At 66.4% G+C, this 16,045-nt stretch carries 10 protein-coding genes and 6 pseudogenes; 6 read left to right on the plus strand and 10 right to left on the minus strand.

All coding sequences use genetic code 11. From position 1 onward, the window contains the following. Positions 1–90: 90 nt before the first annotated feature. From OG462_RS00415 to OG462_RS00425, 3 genes and pseudogenes are all read right to left on the minus strand, one after another. On the minus strand, positions 91–495 hold the full coding sequence (locus OG462_RS00415; RefSeq protein ID WP_406053513.1) for a peptidase inhibitor family I36 protein: 405 nt from the start codon (positions 493–495) through the stop codon (positions 91–93). Positions 496–1,084: 589 nt separating this feature from the next. Further along, a complete protein-coding gene (locus OG462_RS00420) occupies positions 1,085–1,282 on the minus strand; it encodes a hypothetical protein (RefSeq protein WP_406053514.1) in 198 nt (65 codons plus the stop codon). A 125-nt stretch (positions 1,283–1,407) separates the two neighbouring features. Then, a pseudogene (locus OG462_RS00425) lies at positions 1,408–1,530 on the minus strand (ATP-binding protein); the annotation flags it as partial. On the opposite strand from OG462_RS00425, the pseudogene OG462_RS00430 reads away from it, so the two are divergent. Both OG462_RS00430 and OG462_RS00435 read left to right on the plus strand, forming a co-directional pair. After that, positions 1,526–1,878, plus strand: a pseudogene (locus tag OG462_RS00430) (DDE-type integrase/transposase/recombinase); the annotation flags it as partial. The pseudogenes OG462_RS00425 and OG462_RS00430 sit on opposite strands and share 5 nt — an antisense overlap. Before the next feature lie 367 nt (positions 1,879–2,245). After that, positions 2,246–4,078, plus strand: coding sequence for a protein kinase domain-containing protein (locus OG462_RS00435; protein WP_406053516.1), 1,833 nt, complete (start codon positions 2,246–2,248; stop codon positions 4,076–4,078). 993 nt (positions 4,079–5,071) lie between these two features. On the opposite strand, the pseudogene OG462_RS00440 reads toward OG462_RS00435, so the two are convergent. Beyond that, a pseudogene (locus tag OG462_RS00440) lies at positions 5,072–5,230 on the minus strand (transposase); the annotation flags it as partial. 188 nt (positions 5,231–5,418) lie between these two features. Beyond that, positions 5,419–6,504 (minus strand): annotated as a pseudogene (locus OG462_RS00445) (IS630 family transposase). A gap of 696 nt (positions 6,505–7,200) precedes the next feature. On the opposite strand from OG462_RS00445, the pseudogene OG462_RS00450 reads away from it, so the two are divergent. From OG462_RS00450 to OG462_RS00460, 3 genes and pseudogenes are all read left to right on the plus strand, one after another. Continuing rightward, positions 7,201–7,332: pseudogene (locus OG462_RS00450) on the plus strand (IS256 family transposase); the annotation flags it as partial. Positions 7,333–7,652: 320 nt separating this feature from the next. After that, entirely contained in the window at positions 7,653–7,988 is a 336-nt protein-coding gene (locus OG462_RS00455; protein WP_406053518.1) for a nuclear transport factor 2 family protein, read from the plus strand. A gap of 859 nt (positions 7,989–8,847) precedes the next feature. Next, positions 8,848–9,543, plus strand: a pseudogene (locus OG462_RS00460) (transposase family protein); the annotation flags it as partial. Between the two features lie 580 nt (positions 9,544–10,123). Here the strand turns inward: OG462_RS00460 and OG462_RS00465 are convergent. Next, positions 10,124–10,456 carry an STAS domain-containing protein gene (locus tag OG462_RS00465; RefSeq protein ID WP_406053504.1) on the minus strand — a complete coding sequence of 111 codons (333 nt, stop codon included), beginning with the start codon at positions 10,454–10,456 and terminating at the stop codon, positions 10,124–10,126. 90 nt (positions 10,457–10,546) lie between these two features. Next, a complete protein-coding gene (locus OG462_RS00470; protein ID WP_406053506.1) occupies positions 10,547–11,017 on the minus strand; it encodes an ATP-binding protein in 471 nt (156 codons plus the stop codon). Between the two features lie 1,979 nt (positions 11,018–12,996). Here OG462_RS00470 and OG462_RS00475 point away from each other — a divergent pair. Beyond that, entirely contained in the window at positions 12,997–13,452 is a 456-nt protein-coding gene (locus OG462_RS00475; RefSeq protein ID WP_406053520.1) for an ATP-binding protein, read from the plus strand. 377 nt (positions 13,453–13,829) lie between these two features. Here OG462_RS00475 and OG462_RS00480 read toward each other — a convergent pair whose 3' ends face one another. The 3 genes from OG462_RS00480 to OG462_RS00490 form a co-directional block, all read right to left on the minus strand. Further along, positions 13,830–14,138 carry a hypothetical protein gene (locus tag OG462_RS00480; protein ID WP_406053478.1) on the minus strand — a complete coding sequence of 103 codons (309 nt, stop codon included), beginning with the start codon at positions 14,136–14,138 and terminating at the stop codon, positions 13,830–13,832. A gap of 639 nt (positions 14,139–14,777) precedes the next feature. Next, complete coding sequence (locus tag OG462_RS00485) at positions 14,778–15,650, minus strand: IS3 family transposase (protein WP_406053522.1); 873 nt, start codon at positions 15,648–15,650, stop codon at positions 14,778–14,780. Further along, the gene (locus tag OG462_RS00490; protein ID WP_406053524.1) at positions 15,647–15,955 is read right to left on the minus strand and encodes a transposase; all 309 of its coding nucleotides are present in this window, start codon (positions 15,953–15,955) and stop codon (positions 15,647–15,649) included. Before OG462_RS00490 ends, OG462_RS00485 begins: the two co-directional genes overlap by 4 nt. Positions 15,956–16,045: the final 90 nt, after the last annotated feature.

The raw sequence follows: 16,045 nt of genomic DNA on the forward strand, positions 1-16,045 counted from the left end.
CCACGCGCAGGACAACGGACCGCCCCGCCAGCCGGCACGGAAGCGCTCCTGTAGTACCGGGTCAAGCAGTATGCAATATTGAAGATTCTACTACCAAGTGAACTCGTGCGAGCTGGCGACGTTGTCGAATTGTGGAATCTGAGTGTAGGCGGCGCACAAGTCCGAGGTGCAGGGTGCATACACGCCCGAGTGAACGACGAACGGGCCGCCATAGTTGGCATACGCATAGAGGGTAACCTCGGCGGTAGACCTGTTCTTGCTGCTGCTAGCATGATTATCTGTCGTAGTCAGAGTGCCTCCGAAAATAAGACCCTTATAGCTAAGTCTGCTCGCGGCGAAGTCTGTCGTTCCGCCAGCGTAATATTCGTAGCGGTATACGCAGAATTCTCCGGACTCACAGTTTCCGTCTAGTGCCTCCGCCGCATGGCTGGTTCCAGCGACCCCAGCCACAAGAGCGAAGGCCGCGGCCACAGTCGCTGCCAAACGTCGAATCATTGCTGCTCCTTTGTGATGTTTCGTATATGCCAGAGAGTGCCGATGCTCTGCGGATGACTTGCGCAAGCGTGAGAGCCCTGCCCCCTAGCGCCCCGGACGTCGGGAGCAGAGCAATACTCTCGCTTCGGTCATGCCTCGCTGGAGAGCAAGACGTACTCAGACCCCACGAGACCATCCGGCGCTGGTGCCTGAAGTTCGGGCAAGCGCACGCGAACTCTCTGTCCGCCAGCGGCGTCCGCAGCCAGGTGAGCCGCCCCGAAGTTTCCGGACACCGGACCAACTAGAACTGCTGGTCTGATCGACAGAAAAAGTACGTGGCACAGAAGCGCAAGTAGGGCCTTGTTACGTTGTCGGGGGTGTGGTCGTCTGAGGGGCAGGCCGGGGTCCGGGCCTGGTCTGGTGCAGATGGCGGCAGGCAGGCTGGCGGTGCCTGTGATGTGGTCCCAGAGGGTGAAGCGGTTGGTCATCTCGAGGCGTTGCCGGCTGGCGGTCATCAGGAAGACGTGCCTGCCGATCAGAAGCCGCAGCAGGCGGCGAGTCCGCCGCGCAGCAATCTTCTCGGGCACGTGCCCCCATCCTCTCTGATGGCTCACAACGGAGCGGCAGAGAAGTCAGAACGGTTCACGGTGAGGTCGAGGCAGAGGAGGTCTGGCCCTGTGGCCAGTGCGGAGGAGACGGCCCGGTCGAGGAGCGGGGCGGTGGCGATGCCGAGTTCTCCCTCGAGGCGGAGCAGGACGGTGCCGCCCCACCACACAGTGCGGGCTTGCAGCAGCTGGTCCGCTCGCACGGCCGCCTCCGGCTCCATGGGACGCAACAGCCTTCCAGTCTCCCCTTCCGCACCCGGAGGCTGCCCAGCTCAACCGCCCAGCATCACAAGATCAGCGACAGAGCCGATGAAGATGTGCTCAGTCGTCAGGCGACCTGGGTGTCGCGCTCGATGGCTGCGAGTCGGTTCGTGAGCCGGTAGCTGGGGCCGTTGATCGAGACGACGTCGCAGCAGTGGAGAAGCCGGTCGAGGATGGCGGTGGCGAGGATGCTGAAGAAGACCCGGTCGGTACCCCGGGTGATCGTGACAGACAAACTCCGTTCCTACCGTGCCGCGCACCGCGAGGTGATGCCCTCGGTGGAACACGCTCCCACAAGGGGCTGAACAGCCGGGCGGAGAACTCCCACCAGCCCACCCGGCAGCGCGAACGCGCGATGAAACGCCTCCGGTCCGTCGGCGGAGCGCAGCGGTTCCTGTCTGCGTTCACCGGCATTTCGCCCCACTTCCAGCCCGGACGCCACCTGATGACCGTCGGCCACCACCGCTTCGAGATGGCCCTCCGCCTGACTATTTGGAACCACAACACCGGCAACACCAGCATGTCCGCCACAGCCTGAACATCAGGCCAGCCAGCGCCTCTTCCTGCCCTCAGACGATCACACCTCCGACAACTTGACAGTACCTCCGGGCGGCCTCGGTCACCGTCCTACCCGAAGAGCGGACGAGCGGGATCGCGTCCCGTCGGTACTCCGCCGAGTGCCGCATCGTGTACTTACTTCCCACCTGGCACTACTACCTCTGGAACCTCACGTCCCAGTCTCCAGGTGTCCACGATCAGAGGGAAGCTTCAAGGCGAGCTCCAGTTGCGCGATTGAGCGGTGATTGCTCAGGCCGCACATGCGGCACGCGACGACCCTAGGGGAGGCCTGCAGCGCCTGCTACTCCGCTTCCGGTCAAATTCAGATGGCTAAGGGAAGGCACGGAATGACGGGCGTGTTCTCAGCAGAGTCTTCGGACTACGCATGGGAGGTCCCGGGGTACCGGACTCTGAGGGAGTTGGGAACAGGAGCCAGCGGGCGTGTCGTCCAAGCAGTGCACCAGACGACATCGGAAGCGGTGGCCATCAAGTACCTGAGCCCCGAACTTCGCAGCAGCCCGGACTTTGTCGAGTCGTTTCGCGCCGAAGCTAGACTGCTGGCAAGCCTCGACTCCGAGCACATCGTACGCCTGTACGGCTACTCCGAAGCCCGCACCGGAGCTGCCATCGTGATGGAGCTGGTGCAGGGAGTCAGCTTGCGTATCCTGCTCCGTGAGCAAGGTGCGACCACGCCCGAGTCAGCTCTGGCCATCCTCAAGGGTTCGCTTCTTGGCCTGGGCGCAGCCCACAGCGCGGGTGTCGTGCATCGTGACTACAAGCCGGCAAACGTCCTGGTGACGGCGCAAGGCGCGTCCAAATTGGCCGACTTTGGCATTGCGGTGCGCTCAGGTGCCGCCACTCAGGCTGTTGGCACACCCGCTTACATGGCCCCCGAGCAATGGCGAGCCGAGCCGGTCACGCCCAGTGCTGACATCTATGCCGCGACGGCAACCTTCTTTGAGTGTCTCGCGGGTGAACAGCCCTTCGCCGGGTCAACGCTCGCCGAACTGGCCCTTGCCCACAGTACGGCGCCGGTCCCTGTAGCACAGGTTCCCGATGCTCTCCGGCCTCTGATCACTTGGGGTATGGCCAAAGCACCGGCAGACAGACCGGCTGACGCATCTTCCTTCCTCGATGAACTGGAGAGGACCGCAGGAGCGGCATACGGATCGGACTGGGAGAAGCGCGGCAAGGGCACCCTGGCTGCGGCTGTCGCGTTGCTGCCCCTGCTCATCCCCGCTCCTGGGTCTGTCGCGGCAGGGAGCACGGAACTCGCGACAACTGTTCTGTCTCCATCGCAAAGGCCCGCTGCCAGGGGTACGGCGCGTGGCTCGGACATCAAGAGGATCCCTGCGTGGGCTGCACGCACTGCAGGTGCCGCGGTGGTCGTGGCAACCGGTGTCGCAGGGGTTGTCGTTGCTGCTGGCGAAAATCACGCACCGCGTCCGCTGCACCGGGCTTCGCCTTCCCTGCCTGCCGGAGCCTTGGCTGAATCCCCCAGGAACACGCCCGGGAGTCCTGGCCACACTGCCTCTCCCAGTAACAGTCCTTCCCCGGCAGCGTCTGCTTCTGACCCTGCCTTTGCCTCGGACGGTCAGACCGCAAGCAGATCACCTGAGGCGAACTCAGATTCCGGCAGTGAGGAACCCACCGGACCTGATGGCAAGGGTGACACCAGCGGAACCACCGTTGGTGCCGGAAAGGCTAATTTGCAGCCCACTGCCAGCACTTCTCCGGCTGTAACACCCGGAAGCACTGAACGGCCGCCGCCTCTTTCTCCCCCTGTCACTCCGCCCCAGCAACCCTCTCCTGCTGCGTCGGCATCCACCACCAGTCCTACTCCACCCTCCAGAGTTTCGTTCCTCGGCCTGACCAGCCTGGCTGCGACAGGCAACGGACGTGCAGACGCGGGCATTCTTGTCAGAACGCATACCCCAGCGTCCGTCACGGTCACAGTGACATGGTTCGACGCGAACGTGAACAGCACAGCTTCCAGTCCTGGCAAGCAGGACGGAGCTGCTCAGACCTTCGTGCTCAACGGGAACACTCAGTACACCCTCAACCTAGGCCACACCTTCGGTCCCGCGTTCTGCACACGGCGATGGGGCGTTCTGCTTTCAAGCTCCCCATCCTCTGAGCCTGCACGTCCCTACCAGCACATTCCCAGCAACGCATGCTGAGGGGCAGTCAATGAGCACGCAGTCTCGAGGCTCTGAGCAGCCGACCCCGGACGAGATGCCGACGCTCCACTCGGCCTGGCATGCGCCATCGCAGATCCCTGCCAGCGACGGGGCACCGCTCCCGCAACCCTTTTCTCCGAGTGCCGCGCAGACGATGCCTACCTACCTGGACGAGAACTGGACGTCGGCTCCTGCGGCTCAGCCGGCCCAATTCGCTGCGCCGGAGACACTCGTGTCCACGCGCCAGGCGACCCGGCCGATGCCCCATGGTCTGCCCGCTGCCTTTCCGGCCTGCGTAGCCCTTCCGAATCGACCGGCCTCGCGCCGCAGGTCCCGAGCACTGCTCCGGTACGGGCCGGCGGCGCTCATCCTCGCTGGAGTAACTGCGTATCTGGCGCCCTCGTATCTGGGACCGGAGCTGGCCGTCACCGGCGTCTCAGTGGAACCAGCGAGCAAAGGTCGCAAAGTGGGCTGCGGAGAGACCACCCAAATTACCGGACATATCATCACAAATGGCGCACCTGGCGTGCTCTCCTATCAGTGGATACGGAGCGACGGCAGCACGTCGGCCCTCCTCGAGGAGAAGCTGACCATAGGACAGAGATCCGTCTCTCTCCGTCTGAACTGGACGGTCAGCGGCCGGGGCACATATCAAGCAAAAGCCACCCTTAGAATCACTGCCCCCGCAGCTCCTGAAGCCTTCGCAGCGTTCACCTACCAATGTGCAGATTCAGGTACAAGCCCCGAATAGATGCCACCACAAGCCTGCTGGACCAGTTGATCCGCCGAACGAAACGGGACAGCGTGGCCCTAGGGGCCCACAAACGCCTTGGCGACCATCGGGCCTACGCTCATTTTGCTCTATAGGTAATACTAGTGATTTAGGTGGGCTTAGGGCGTCTGCTGGCTGGTTTGGTGGGTGGCACCAGCGTGACGGTGTGAGCCGGTGGTAGGGGTGGGTTGTGGTGGTGGGGGTGTTTGAGGTGCCAGTTGCTCGACCAGTGTCTTCACCGGCCCGTCCGCACACAGCACCGCGTCCGTGAGCTCGGAGAGTGCCTCCCTCCGGGCGTAAGGGCACTCGTAGAACTCGACACGAAAGCGGGACAAGGCGTCGAACGCCTCACCTGCAGCCCCGAGAACAGGGAGACTCATACGCAGCGACCGTTCTCTCATGCTTCGTTACTCGACATCTCGAAGCTTGGAGAACGGCCGCCTCCGCTGTCCCGACACGAACCGCAGATCAGCGTCGGGTGACAGACGAGGTTAAACGTCAAGCTCAGAGCATGTGTGCACCGGGCCTCACCTGCGCACGCCGGACCTGGCACGGGCTGCATCCGATCCTAGTCTTCTGAGTCAGGAATTCTGTTCAGATATGAGGCGAGGCGTTCGAGGATCTCGTCCGCGGTCTTGGTCCAGATGTAGGGCCTGGGGTCGGTGTTCCAGGCTGCGCTCCAGATCCGGATGTCCTTCTCCAGGGCTTCGGCGGTCTTGTGGACGCCTCGCCGTATCTGTTTGTTCGTCGGCTCGGCGAACCATCGCTCCACAAGGTTGAGCCAGGACGATCCAGTCGGCGTGAAGTGCAGATGGAACCGCAGGTGGGCCAGTAGCCAGGTCTTGATGGCCGGGGACTTGGGGGTGGCGTAGTTGTCCAGCACGAGGTGGATGTCGAGGCCGTCCGGCACTTCCCAGTCGAGCTTGATGAGGAACTTCTTGAACTCCTCGGCCCGGTGGCGGCGATGCAGGGAACCGATGACCTTGCCGGTGGCGACCTCCGGGGCGGCGAACAGGGTGGTGGTGCTGGCGCGGACATAGTGGTGCGCGACGCGTTGCGGCACTCCGGGCATCATCGGCAGCACCGGCTGCGAGCGGTCCAGGGCTTGGATCTGCGACTTCTCGTCCACGCAGAAGGCCAGAGCCCGCTCGGGCGGGTCCAGATAGAGGCCGACGACATCGTGGACCTTAGCCTACGAAGTACGGGTCTGTGGACAGCTTGAACGCCTCCGACCGGTGCGGCTGAAGACCGAACGCGACCCGCGACACCGTCGACTGCGACAGGCCCGCCTGCCTCGCCATCGACCGCGTCGACCAGTGGGGGCGCGTTCTTCGGAGCCGACTCCAGCGTCCTGGTGGCCAGCGCGGCTACCTGCTCGTCGGTCACCGTCCGGGAACCGCCCGAGCGGGGCATGTCTCCCAAGCCGGCGATCCGATGCTCTACGAACCTTGCCCGCCAGCGGCCCACCGCATGCGTCGTCGAGCCGAGCCGGGCAGCGACGTCCTTGTGGAAGCACTCTCCGCGCAGGCCAGGATGATCCGGCAGCGCAAGGCCCACGCCTGCGGCGTGGAACGGCGCTGCGCCCGCCCTCGAGCGCAGCCCGTTCCTCGTCCGACAGAACTAACTCGGCCTTCGGCCGTCCAGTACGTGCCACAGGCCAAGTCTAAACATCTGAACAGAATTCCTGACTCAGAAGACTAGCGAGAGAACCAGTCACACTATCACCCCTTCGTGATGTAAGTAGTAATTGCTCAGGCATGTCTCTGCTCACACCTGGAGAGTCGTCTGTGGACTGACGGGTGCACAGCCCAAACAGCAGAATCTGCTTCGGTTACTACCCGATACATGCGCAAGCATTCCGCTTGCGCTGACTGGAACAGTGCATTTCGAATTTCAGGGAAGTGAATAACATGAAGAACTCTCAGAACCTTGAAATGCTGCCCTCTGAAGAGACGGATGAGAGGTTCGCTGAAGCCTACGGAACGGCGTGCCCCGGCTCATGCGGACATACAGGCGGCGACGGCGGCTGGCTCACAAACCACAACGAAATTGCGGTGGAAGGTTAGCAGGGGACTGATACACCGGGGACGGGCTGCCGACCGGCAGCCCGTCCTCTTTTTCAGCATGCCCCAGCAGCTGAGTGGATTCCAGGCGAGGCGATCATGGCAAGCGTCCCGTTGACACAGCCTGCAGTTATTTCCCTGCGTGCGCGCGTCGGGGTTTGTCGCGGGCGGAGTTGTACGCCGCGATCCGGAGGGATAAACGTGTCGATCCGGAGATGTCGCAGCGGGCATTGGGAGAGAAGGGGGTTCACCGCAGGACTGTTCGGCAGGCGTTGAACTGCACCACCAACGAGAACGCCGCCCTGAAGGGCATCTACCTCGCGGTCATGTCACTCGACCCGACCGGCACCGGCCGCAAACGCTGGACCAGCCGCTGGAAGCAGGCCCTCCAGGCCCTCGGCATCGCCTTCGACGGACAACCGAATCCGACCCAGCCGACCAACCCAGTTGCACTCAAATCTTTACAGTCCCGCACGAGAGAGCCGCGGGCGTACGTCGTTCTTGATCGCGCACCGTCTCTCTCGACCATCCCGGGACGCGGATGTGATCCTCGCGATGGGGACCGGCTCGATCACCGGGCGCATGGCGAGCCGATGGCGGCGGGCGGGTCCTGTGCCCGGCTGTAGGCGGCCCAGTCCGCGCAGGCCGTCACCAACGCCGGCTGACCTGACGGCCGCGGTACTGGCAGACCGTATTTCCTCTGTCCATCCCCCGGTTTGCGCCTGACATGCTGTTGCGCATGAACGCCTTGACTGGGCCAGCCAGTGTGGTCGAGCGCCAGCTGACCGCCTACAACGACCATGACCTAGAGAGCTTCACCGACACGTACGCCGAGGACGTCTGCATCACGTACCCGGACGGCAGTCTGCTCCAGGGGCGCCAAGCGGTGCGCGAGGCGTACGCCGGCCAGTTCACCGAAGGCCGCTGCCACGCGGAGGTGACTGGCAGACTCACCGAAGGCGACTGGGTCGTCGACCACGAGACAGCCCACGGCATCGCCGCTGAACCGCTCCGCGTCCTCGTGGCATACCGGATCCGGGGCGGGCGCATCGACCGCGTCGAATTCCTGGGCTGACCAGCTCTGTCGCACTGCTGCGTCGGCGCCGGCCATCGTCGGCAGCCCCAGCCCGGCGCCGGAACCGCGACCTGCCAGGTCCAGGCCGGTCCCCGAGATTCTCTTTCGATGAGTCCACGTCCCCTGGCGACCACGCACGAGGGCCGCCCGGCGGGCACGGCCAGGTTCCCAGATAGGCGTGGGCGACTGGACGTAGAACGAGAGAGAGGCCGGCACCCGGCTTCCCCCGCTTTCGAGGAGGAATCGTGCCCAGCAGTCTGCCGCGTCCCCACTCAGCGCCGAGATGCAGAACGCTATGGAGGCGTGCATGTCCTGCCACACGCCACACCACGTGCCAAGGAGCCCTGGGCTCCTGCCTGACCGCGAGCACCTCGGGCGGCCGGGCCCAGATGCAGATCATGCGCGCGCTCATGGACTGCTCCGAGCTGACCTGCAGGTGCGCCGACCTTGCCTTCACCGTCGCCACCACGTGGCCGCCGAGCAGTACATACCCCACCCAGGCGTGGGCAGGAGAACAGGTGAACGCCGCAGCAGCCGTCGACACAGCACTCTCGCCCGTCAGGTCAAACCACAATTTGTCCGCAGCGCCCAGTGGGAGCAGGCCGGGCAACAGCGGCAGGGTGGTCACCCATGCAGTCTCGTCATCTGAAGGTCTTGGTGCCAACAAATTTTCCTGGGGCGGTTGGCGACCCGGTGCCGCACGTCGCAACTGGCCGGTCCGGCTCAAAGCACAGAGCTCTTTCAGAGTGGCCACTGATCGGGTGAGGGGAACGGGCAGCGGGTCGTGGCAGAACGGACGGGGCTCCTCGGCAGTTGAGGGAGGTACCTGACATCTCATCCCGCCTGCCGGGGAGCCCCGTTGGTCACCTGTCCTGCATCACTCGGCCTGCCCCACGCCCTGGTCGAGACGGTCACCATGCTCATCGTCCTCCGTGAGGGTGACCGCCGATGCAGGCTCCGCCCGTCCGGACGGGCGATCGTCGCACTGGTGTATCTGCGACACCACCTCACCCTCGCCCAGATCGCCTCCGGTTTCCGCATCAGCGCCGGAACGGCCCACGCCTGCGTCCGCCAAGCCGTCACCCTCCTCGCCCGTCGGGCACCCGGACTGACCGCCGCACTGCGCGGCAGGCCGGACGCGGCGAAGCAGGCATACGTACTGGTGGACGGGACTCTCACCTAGTGCGACCGGGCCGCCGGCGGCCGGGCCGGCTACTCCGGCAAGCACCGCCGCCACGGGGTGAACCTGCAGGTCATCACCGATGCGTCAGGCCGAATCCTGTGGATCTCACAAGCCCTGCCGGGCCGAACCCACGACCTCACCGCAGCCCGGAAACACCAGATCACCACCACCTGCATCCGCCTTGGCGTCCCGGCCCTGGCCGGCCCCGACTACCTCGGAGCAGGCGGAACCTTCACCGTTCCCCAGCGACGGCGGCCCCGCAAAGAGCTCACCACCCGACAACGGTCCCTGAACCGGGCCCACGCCAGGCCCCGCTGCCCGGCCGAACGCGGCATCGCACGAATCAAGACCTGGCGCATCTCCCGCCGAAGCCCGCTGCACGGAGCGTGAGCTTCACGCCCGAGTCTCATATGGGGCACCGGGAGGGTGCGACTGCATGGGCTGTCCCGGCCCAGCCGGGACAGCCCATGCAGCTGACACATCGAGGGGGGTACCTGCTGCGTCGACCCTAGTCGACCATGGAATCCCTTCCTTCGGAGTGAGTGATCATTGCTCCATCCGCAAACCGGTCCACGACCAGCCCGGCGACTGTGCGGCCGCCAGTAGCACGTCAGTCACTGACCCTCTACAGCGATCCCTACGAGCAGCGCTGACCGCGCAGTCATCACCGACCGGATCACTCCGGGCACTGGTCTTCTGCTATCCACCAGCCGACCGAGGCCTGGCAAGCGAAGTAGTGAGCAGCCGGGACCATCGTGGGTCTGACCGGCCACCAAACCTGCCATCGGTCACCGGACATTCAGCGTCTGCATCTCGACGCACGGTGACAGCGGCGCCCGATCGAGCGCCGAGGGCGGGGGTTATCAGGTGCTGGCCGGTCCCGCACCCGGCTGGGCGTCAGGATGACAGCCGGATGGAACACTTCCGGGTGGAGTTACAGCAGTTGCCCTCGTCAGTGCTGGAGGACGGGTGGGTTCCAGGGGGAGAGGGTTTTCAGCCGGTCGAGGGTGTAGCGGAGCCGGGGGTGCAGGCCGGCCAGGTGCAGGCGGGTGTGGGCGGCGTGGGTCTGGTCGGTGAGGCGGCGCAGTGCGTGCAGGCCCGTCACGTCGCAGAAGGCGAGGGCGGTGAGGTCGAGGCAGAGGAGGTCTGGCCCTGCGGCCAGTGCGGAGGAGACGGCCCGGTCGAGGAGCGGGGCGGTGGCGATGTCGAGTTCTCCCTCGAGGCGGAGCAGGACGGTGCCGCCCCACCACACGGTGTGGGCTTGCAGCAGCTGGTCCGCTCGCACGGGCGCCTCCGGCTCCATGGGACGCAACAGGCTTCCAGTCTCCTCTTCCGCTTGTTTCAGTGCGGGCTTTTGCAGGATGCGGGACGGACGTCAGGCTGCGTCGAGGCCCGCCCAGTGGTCGATCAGCCCGTCGAGACCGGCCTCGGTCCCGGTGCCGGTGTGGCCGGCGAGGGCGGAGACGATCTGGTCACCCCGGCCATGCTCGTCCTCGGGCCGGGCGGCGGCCCAGCTGCCGTGGCCGGCTTCCGTGCGCGGCCCGCCGTCGGTGACATGAACCTGGACCCGGCCCGAGGCGTCCACCGAACCCTGCAGATGCAGGACAACCGGCGGAAGCGCATGAGTGACAGCGTTCGTGACCAGCTCGGAGACGACCAGCAGCGTGTCATACACCCGGTCCGCGTCCAGCCCCCAGGCCTCCAGCACCGGCCTCACCGCGTGACGGGCAGTGGCCGGGGCAAGCGGCCCGTGCTCCAGAGACAGGCTGAACCCGCGCCCGCCATCCGGCACGGCAGACAGCGCGGAACGCTGCTGTCCGTTACGGGAGAACGTGGTCGTCGTCATCGGGATCACTGCCTGCCAGTGGGTCTGGAAGTACCTTCTCTGGTACTTCCAGCACACTCCCCCACAGCACAGAAACCCTGAGCAAGCAATACCCAAAAACAGGAAAAACGGACATCGGAAGAGTCTGGGCCCTCAGCGCCGAACCCAGCGAAACAGCCGCCCGCAACGACACCACGGAGCCACCGCCGAGCCCTGCCCAGACAGCCCTGCCGAGCACCGTCGCCGGTGCCGACAGGACCCCGCGAAGAGAGACTCGGGGCGGGACGGGGGCCGGGGAAAGCCGTACCGGCAGCTTTCCAAGCCAGGCCCTGGGAACAGCAACGAAGCATGAGCGGCTGTCCACACAGCCCGGGAAGGCACCGCGGACTTTGGGGGCGGCCCCGGTGCCGAGGCGTAAGAACCGGGGCCGCTGACAACGTGGCCTGGGCGTGGGGCGCCCGGACCTGTGCACGCGTCACACACCTCAACGCCCCCGGGCCCCCAAAGACACGCACCACGTCGGCACAGCATCTCCCCACGCCCGTGACCCAGGCGGGCGCCACACGCTCGCTCGGGGACAGTCGTCCTGTACGGCGAGTGCGGCTGCAGCCTCCAGCGGGCTGCTGATCTGGGCTTCCAGGGCCCGGCGGAAATGATTCCGTGTGTCGTCAAGTCTGAACTGTTCACCCTGCAACGCCACCAGCGTGGCGCACGCAGGCACGGCACACGGCCCGCTAGAGTCCGAGCGAGATACGCAGCAGGCCTCGCCAGCCTCCGCCGGGGCCCGCTGCCACGAGTGTCGGCCGCTTCGCCCAGGTCACACGGCGCAGGCTCTTCCACCGGCACAACCCCGGACCTGACAAACGGCTTCGCACCCGTTCCCCGTCAGGTCCGGGGCACAGCCTCCCGGCAACCCGCAGACAAGCCACCCCACGCGAACAGCCACCAGCTGAACAGCCCGCCCCTGGCTGCCCGCACCGCGGCTCTGCCATCGCAGAGAACACCTCACGCCACCGCCACCAGAACCAAAGGCGCCCACAGAGCCATCCAGACGCCCCCCTGGCCCGCAACACAGGCCCCCAGCCTCCACGCCCAGGCCAGTGCGGCCATGGGGCGTCGCTGGCAGCGCGAAATCCCGGTCCGGAGGAAGGACCGGAGCGGCCGGCCACACGGTCCAGGAGAGAACCGCGGATCTGAGGAGCGGCCCCGACGCCGGGCGTGGAATCGGGGCCGCGGACGGCGCGGGTCCGGCCGCGGGGTGCCCGGACCCGCGCACACACCACACAACCCAACGCCCCTGGTGCCCCAGGGACACGGGCCGCGTCAACCCGGTGGTTCTCCCGTCGCCGGGGAGGATGATCCGATGCAGCTGCTCCCGGTCACCTGCCCGCCCTCTCATCCCAGACGCGACAGGCGTCGAGGCCTTCAACACCGCCTTCCGCCGCCGAAGAACGGCGGGCGGTGTTCCTCGCCATCGACACCACGGCCCGCGGTGGACAGTCAAAGCCGGCACACTCACCACACCCCGGCACACCATCGACACCGCGGCGCACGACAGCGTCCGCCAGGCCGTCACCCGCCTGCTCCGTGCCCGACAGATCCGCTCCGGCTCCTTCGGTGGTCCGGTCTGCTACGTGCTCCACGACGTGAACAGCGAACCCTGGGCACGCGAACTCGCCGCAGCCCTGCACGCCGCTCTCGACGGTAACCCGGCCCCCTGGGCCCACTCCGTACCTCACACCCCCTGGCAGCCCCCGCCACCCCGGCCGCCGCCGCTCCAGGAGACAGGGACTGGCCCGGAGACCCGGCAACGCAGGCAGGCCCTCCGGGTTTCACCCGGCGCTGCCCCACTCCCCGCCACCTGGGACACCACATGCGCCGGATATGTCTCGTTTTGGGTATGTGTTGCTCAGGTACCCACTCGGCGGCCGGAGGAAGGTGGTCAGTACAGAGACGGAAACCCAGGGCTGAAAAGCAGCCGTTCTTCGGAAGTGATCGTCATGTACGCCACCGAATACAACACCATCATCACCGGCCAGACCGGTGGCGAGGGCGTGCGGGTTCCCGCTCCGCGCCCGCCCGTGGACAGCAATGACGTGACCGAGGCCCTGGACCACCGGCCGCAGGCCGTCCGAACCGCCCGGCACGCAGCGCAGGCGGTGCTGGACGAGTGGCAGGTGGCCAGCGATGCGGTACTGCTGGTCGTGTCCGAACTGGTCACCAACGCCGTCGAGCACGCCGCACCGCCCCTCGCACTGCACCTGCACCGCGAGCGGACCGGCAGCCGAGTCTGGGTAGGGGTCACCGACGGCGGCCCCGTCGAGACAGAAGGCACAAGGACCACCTCTCGCGCCGACGACGAACACGGCCCCACCATCGTGGACACCCTCGCCGAAACCCACGGCACCCGCACACACCCCAGCGGCACCACCCACTGGGCACGCATCGCCGCTTGACGCACCTCATAGCCCCGGCCCCGCCCTGACACGCGGGCCGGTCTGTCCGGCCGCACCAGGGGACGCCACGTGCGCCGGGCCACGAAGTGGGGCGGGAGATAATCCCGCCCCACTTCGCCGTGCCGGGACACCTCGACGACCACGGGCACCGACCGAGCAGACCGCCGCGGATCTGAGGGTCAACCCGGAGACCTTGCGCAACGGGATCCGGGCAGCCGACGCCGGCAGGCACTACAGGCTCCACCCGGTTTCCGGCTGCCGCTCCCCGCGCACCCGCCGATGGCCAGGCACCAGGAAGGTGAACCGCTGAACAGCCTGCCGTCTGCAATGACTCGCCAGGCCGTTGAAGCCAGAGCCCCATGCAGGCCCAGGGCCGCTCAGCCGTCGCCAGCTTCCAAGACTGATCCGGCAACCGGATCCGACTGCTGATTCACCGCCGCCTCATGAGCCGCGACATGAGCACGCGCTTCCTTGGCCGTAATGCCCAGCAGTTCTGTCGCCATGCCAATACCCCCGAACACATTCACAGCCTCGACAACAGACTGGGTGAGGGCAGCCTGAGCAAGAGAAGTCTGCTCAAGTGCCCTGTCATAGGCATCGAGAGCGTCTACCTGGCGCCGGTGGAGCGCCTGCAGCTCGTTTCTCCGCTGCTGCGCATCTGTCATGGATGGCTCAGTGCTGGTCATGCCCCCATGATCTCAAGCGCCGCGCAGCGGGAGATACGGGCCCCGCGAGAGCACGGGACAGCCTGCCCGGGGGATGCGCCCGCACCCGAGGCCGCCGGCCAGCAGCGAGACCCTTGGCGGGCTACGCAGCCTGACGGAGCACCAGGCCGTACCCCACCACCCCAGGGAGGAACAGGAAGACACCTCACCTGGCACTGCAGGCGAATCAGAGGTGTCGGCTCCGGAATCCGGCGACCCGCAGCCCGTGACCTGCGCGGACGCAGGATGCACTCGTGCAGGTCGGCAACCGGCCCGGCAACTCACCGCGCGACCGACCAGGCGACCCGTCGAGCAATCGGACCGGCCCCCGCCGCTCGAACACTTGGCAGAGCCACGTCTCACCGTTCCGACGGGGCCGCCGCAACCGGCGAACGAAGACCCGGCTGTACGCCATCACGGTGACGTACACGCCGCATCGGCGACGTACGCGGCCAGGGCGGCCGGAATCGCGCTCCTGGTCCTCGGGTCCGCCCTTGGCAATGGTGACCCGAATGGTGACCCGCACAGGTCACGGGGCTTGGGTAAGTCGTCTGCCGGGTCTCGGCCAGGGTTCCTCGTCGTGAGCTTGTTCCGCTTTGACGGACACGTTTGGTGTGGTGGTCAGGCTGCGAGGGCGGTCTCGTATTCGGCGGGGCTGCGGTAGCCGAGGCTGCTGTGGAGCCGGTGCAAGTTGTACCAGCTCTCGGTCCACTCGAATATCGCGGTGTGGGCTGCGGCCCGGCTGGGCCATGGCCGGCTGTCGCCGAGCTCGTTCTTGAGGGTGGAGAAGAACGATTCGGCGAGGGCGTTGTCCCAGCATTGGCCAGTGCGTCCGACTGAAAGCCTGATGCCGAAATCTGTTGCCAGGGTGGCGAGTTCACTGCTGGTGTATTGGCAGCCGCGGTCGGACTGGAAGATCACCGGGCTGGCCGGGCGGCGGGTTCGGCAGGCGGCCGTGAGGGCGTCGGCGACGAGTTCGGTCCGCAGGTGGTCGGCGGTGGCCCAGCCGACGACGCGGCGGGAGGCGATGTCGATGACGGTGGCGAGGTAGAGCCAGCCCTCGTCGGTGGCGATGTAGGTGATGTCCCCGCACCAGCGGGTGTCGATCGCGGCGGGGTCGGGCTGGAAGTCGCGAAGCACCAGGTCAGGCCGGGTCACCGTGTGCGGGTCGGGAACGGTGGTGCGGTGGCGGCGCCTGCGGTGCCGGCCGGTCAGGCCGGCCTGTCGCATCAGACGGGCGACCCGGCGCCGCCCGCAGCCGGCTCCTTCACGCTGAAGGACAGCGTGGACGCGCGGGGCGCCATAGGTGCCGCGGGACTGCTGGTGGACGGCTGTGATCTGTTCGGTCAGCTCGGCGTCTCTCACCGAACGGGGGCCGGGGGTGCCGTTGCGGCGGGCGTAGTAGGCGGTCCGGGAGACCTTGAGGAGTTCACACGTCCGTTTGACGGTGTGACCTGCTGTTTTCTCCGCCTCGGTGAACGGGTCCACGTTCACCGGGTCTCCGTCGCGAAGAAAGCCGTCGCACGCTTGAGGATGTCGACGTCCTCGCGCAAGCGGCGGTTCTCCCGCCGCAGAGCCGCCAGTTCCTCGCGTTCGCTGCTGGTCAGGCCGTCACGTTCACCGGCGTCGACCTGGGCCTGGCGGACCCAGTCGCGGACCGCGGTCTCGGTCAGGTCGAAGTCCTTGGCGACCTGACCGACCGAGCGGTCACCCCGCCGGCACAGCTCGACGATCTCGGCCTTGAACTCCCACGTGAACGAGCGCCGAGGACGCGCCTTCTTCTTCCCCATGCTCTCCATGATGAACATCATCCTTCCGGGGCCCAAGCCCCTGATCTCCGATGTCCGTCAAAGCGGATCAAGCCCAAGTGAGGTTGATCCCGGGGAGTG

It is taken from the genome of Streptomyces sp. NBC_01077, assembly GCF_045162855.1.
GTDB lineage: Bacteria > Actinomycetota > Actinomycetes > Streptomycetales > Streptomycetaceae > Streptomyces.

Excerpts from the sequence above, each read along its gene's own strand:
- OG462_RS00475 (WP_406053520.1), top strand. The coding sequence starts at position 12,997 with ATGTACGCCACCGAATACAACACCATCATCACCGGCCAGACCGGTGGC.
- OG462_RS00415 (WP_406053513.1), bottom strand. The coding sequence starts at position 495 with ATGATTCGACGTTTGGCAGCGACTGTGGCCGCGGCCTTCGCTCTTGTG.
- OG462_RS00470 (WP_406053506.1), bottom strand. The coding sequence starts at position 11,017 with ATGACGACGACCACGTTCTCCCGTAACGGACAGCAGCGTTCCGCGCTG.
- OG462_RS00455 (WP_406053518.1), top strand. The coding sequence starts at position 7,653 with ATGAACGCCTTGACTGGGCCAGCCAGTGTGGTCGAGCGCCAGCTGACC.
- OG462_RS00435 (WP_406053516.1), top strand. The coding sequence starts at position 2,246 with ATGACGGGCGTGTTCTCAGCAGAGTCTTCGGACTACGCATGGGAGGTC.
- OG462_RS00480 (WP_406053478.1), bottom strand. The coding sequence starts at position 14,138 with ATGACCAGCACTGAGCCATCCATGACAGATGCGCAGCAGCGGAGAAAC.
- OG462_RS00490 (WP_406053524.1), bottom strand. The coding sequence starts at position 15,955 with ATGGAGAGCATGGGGAAGAAGAAGGCGCGTCCTCGGCGCTCGTTCACG.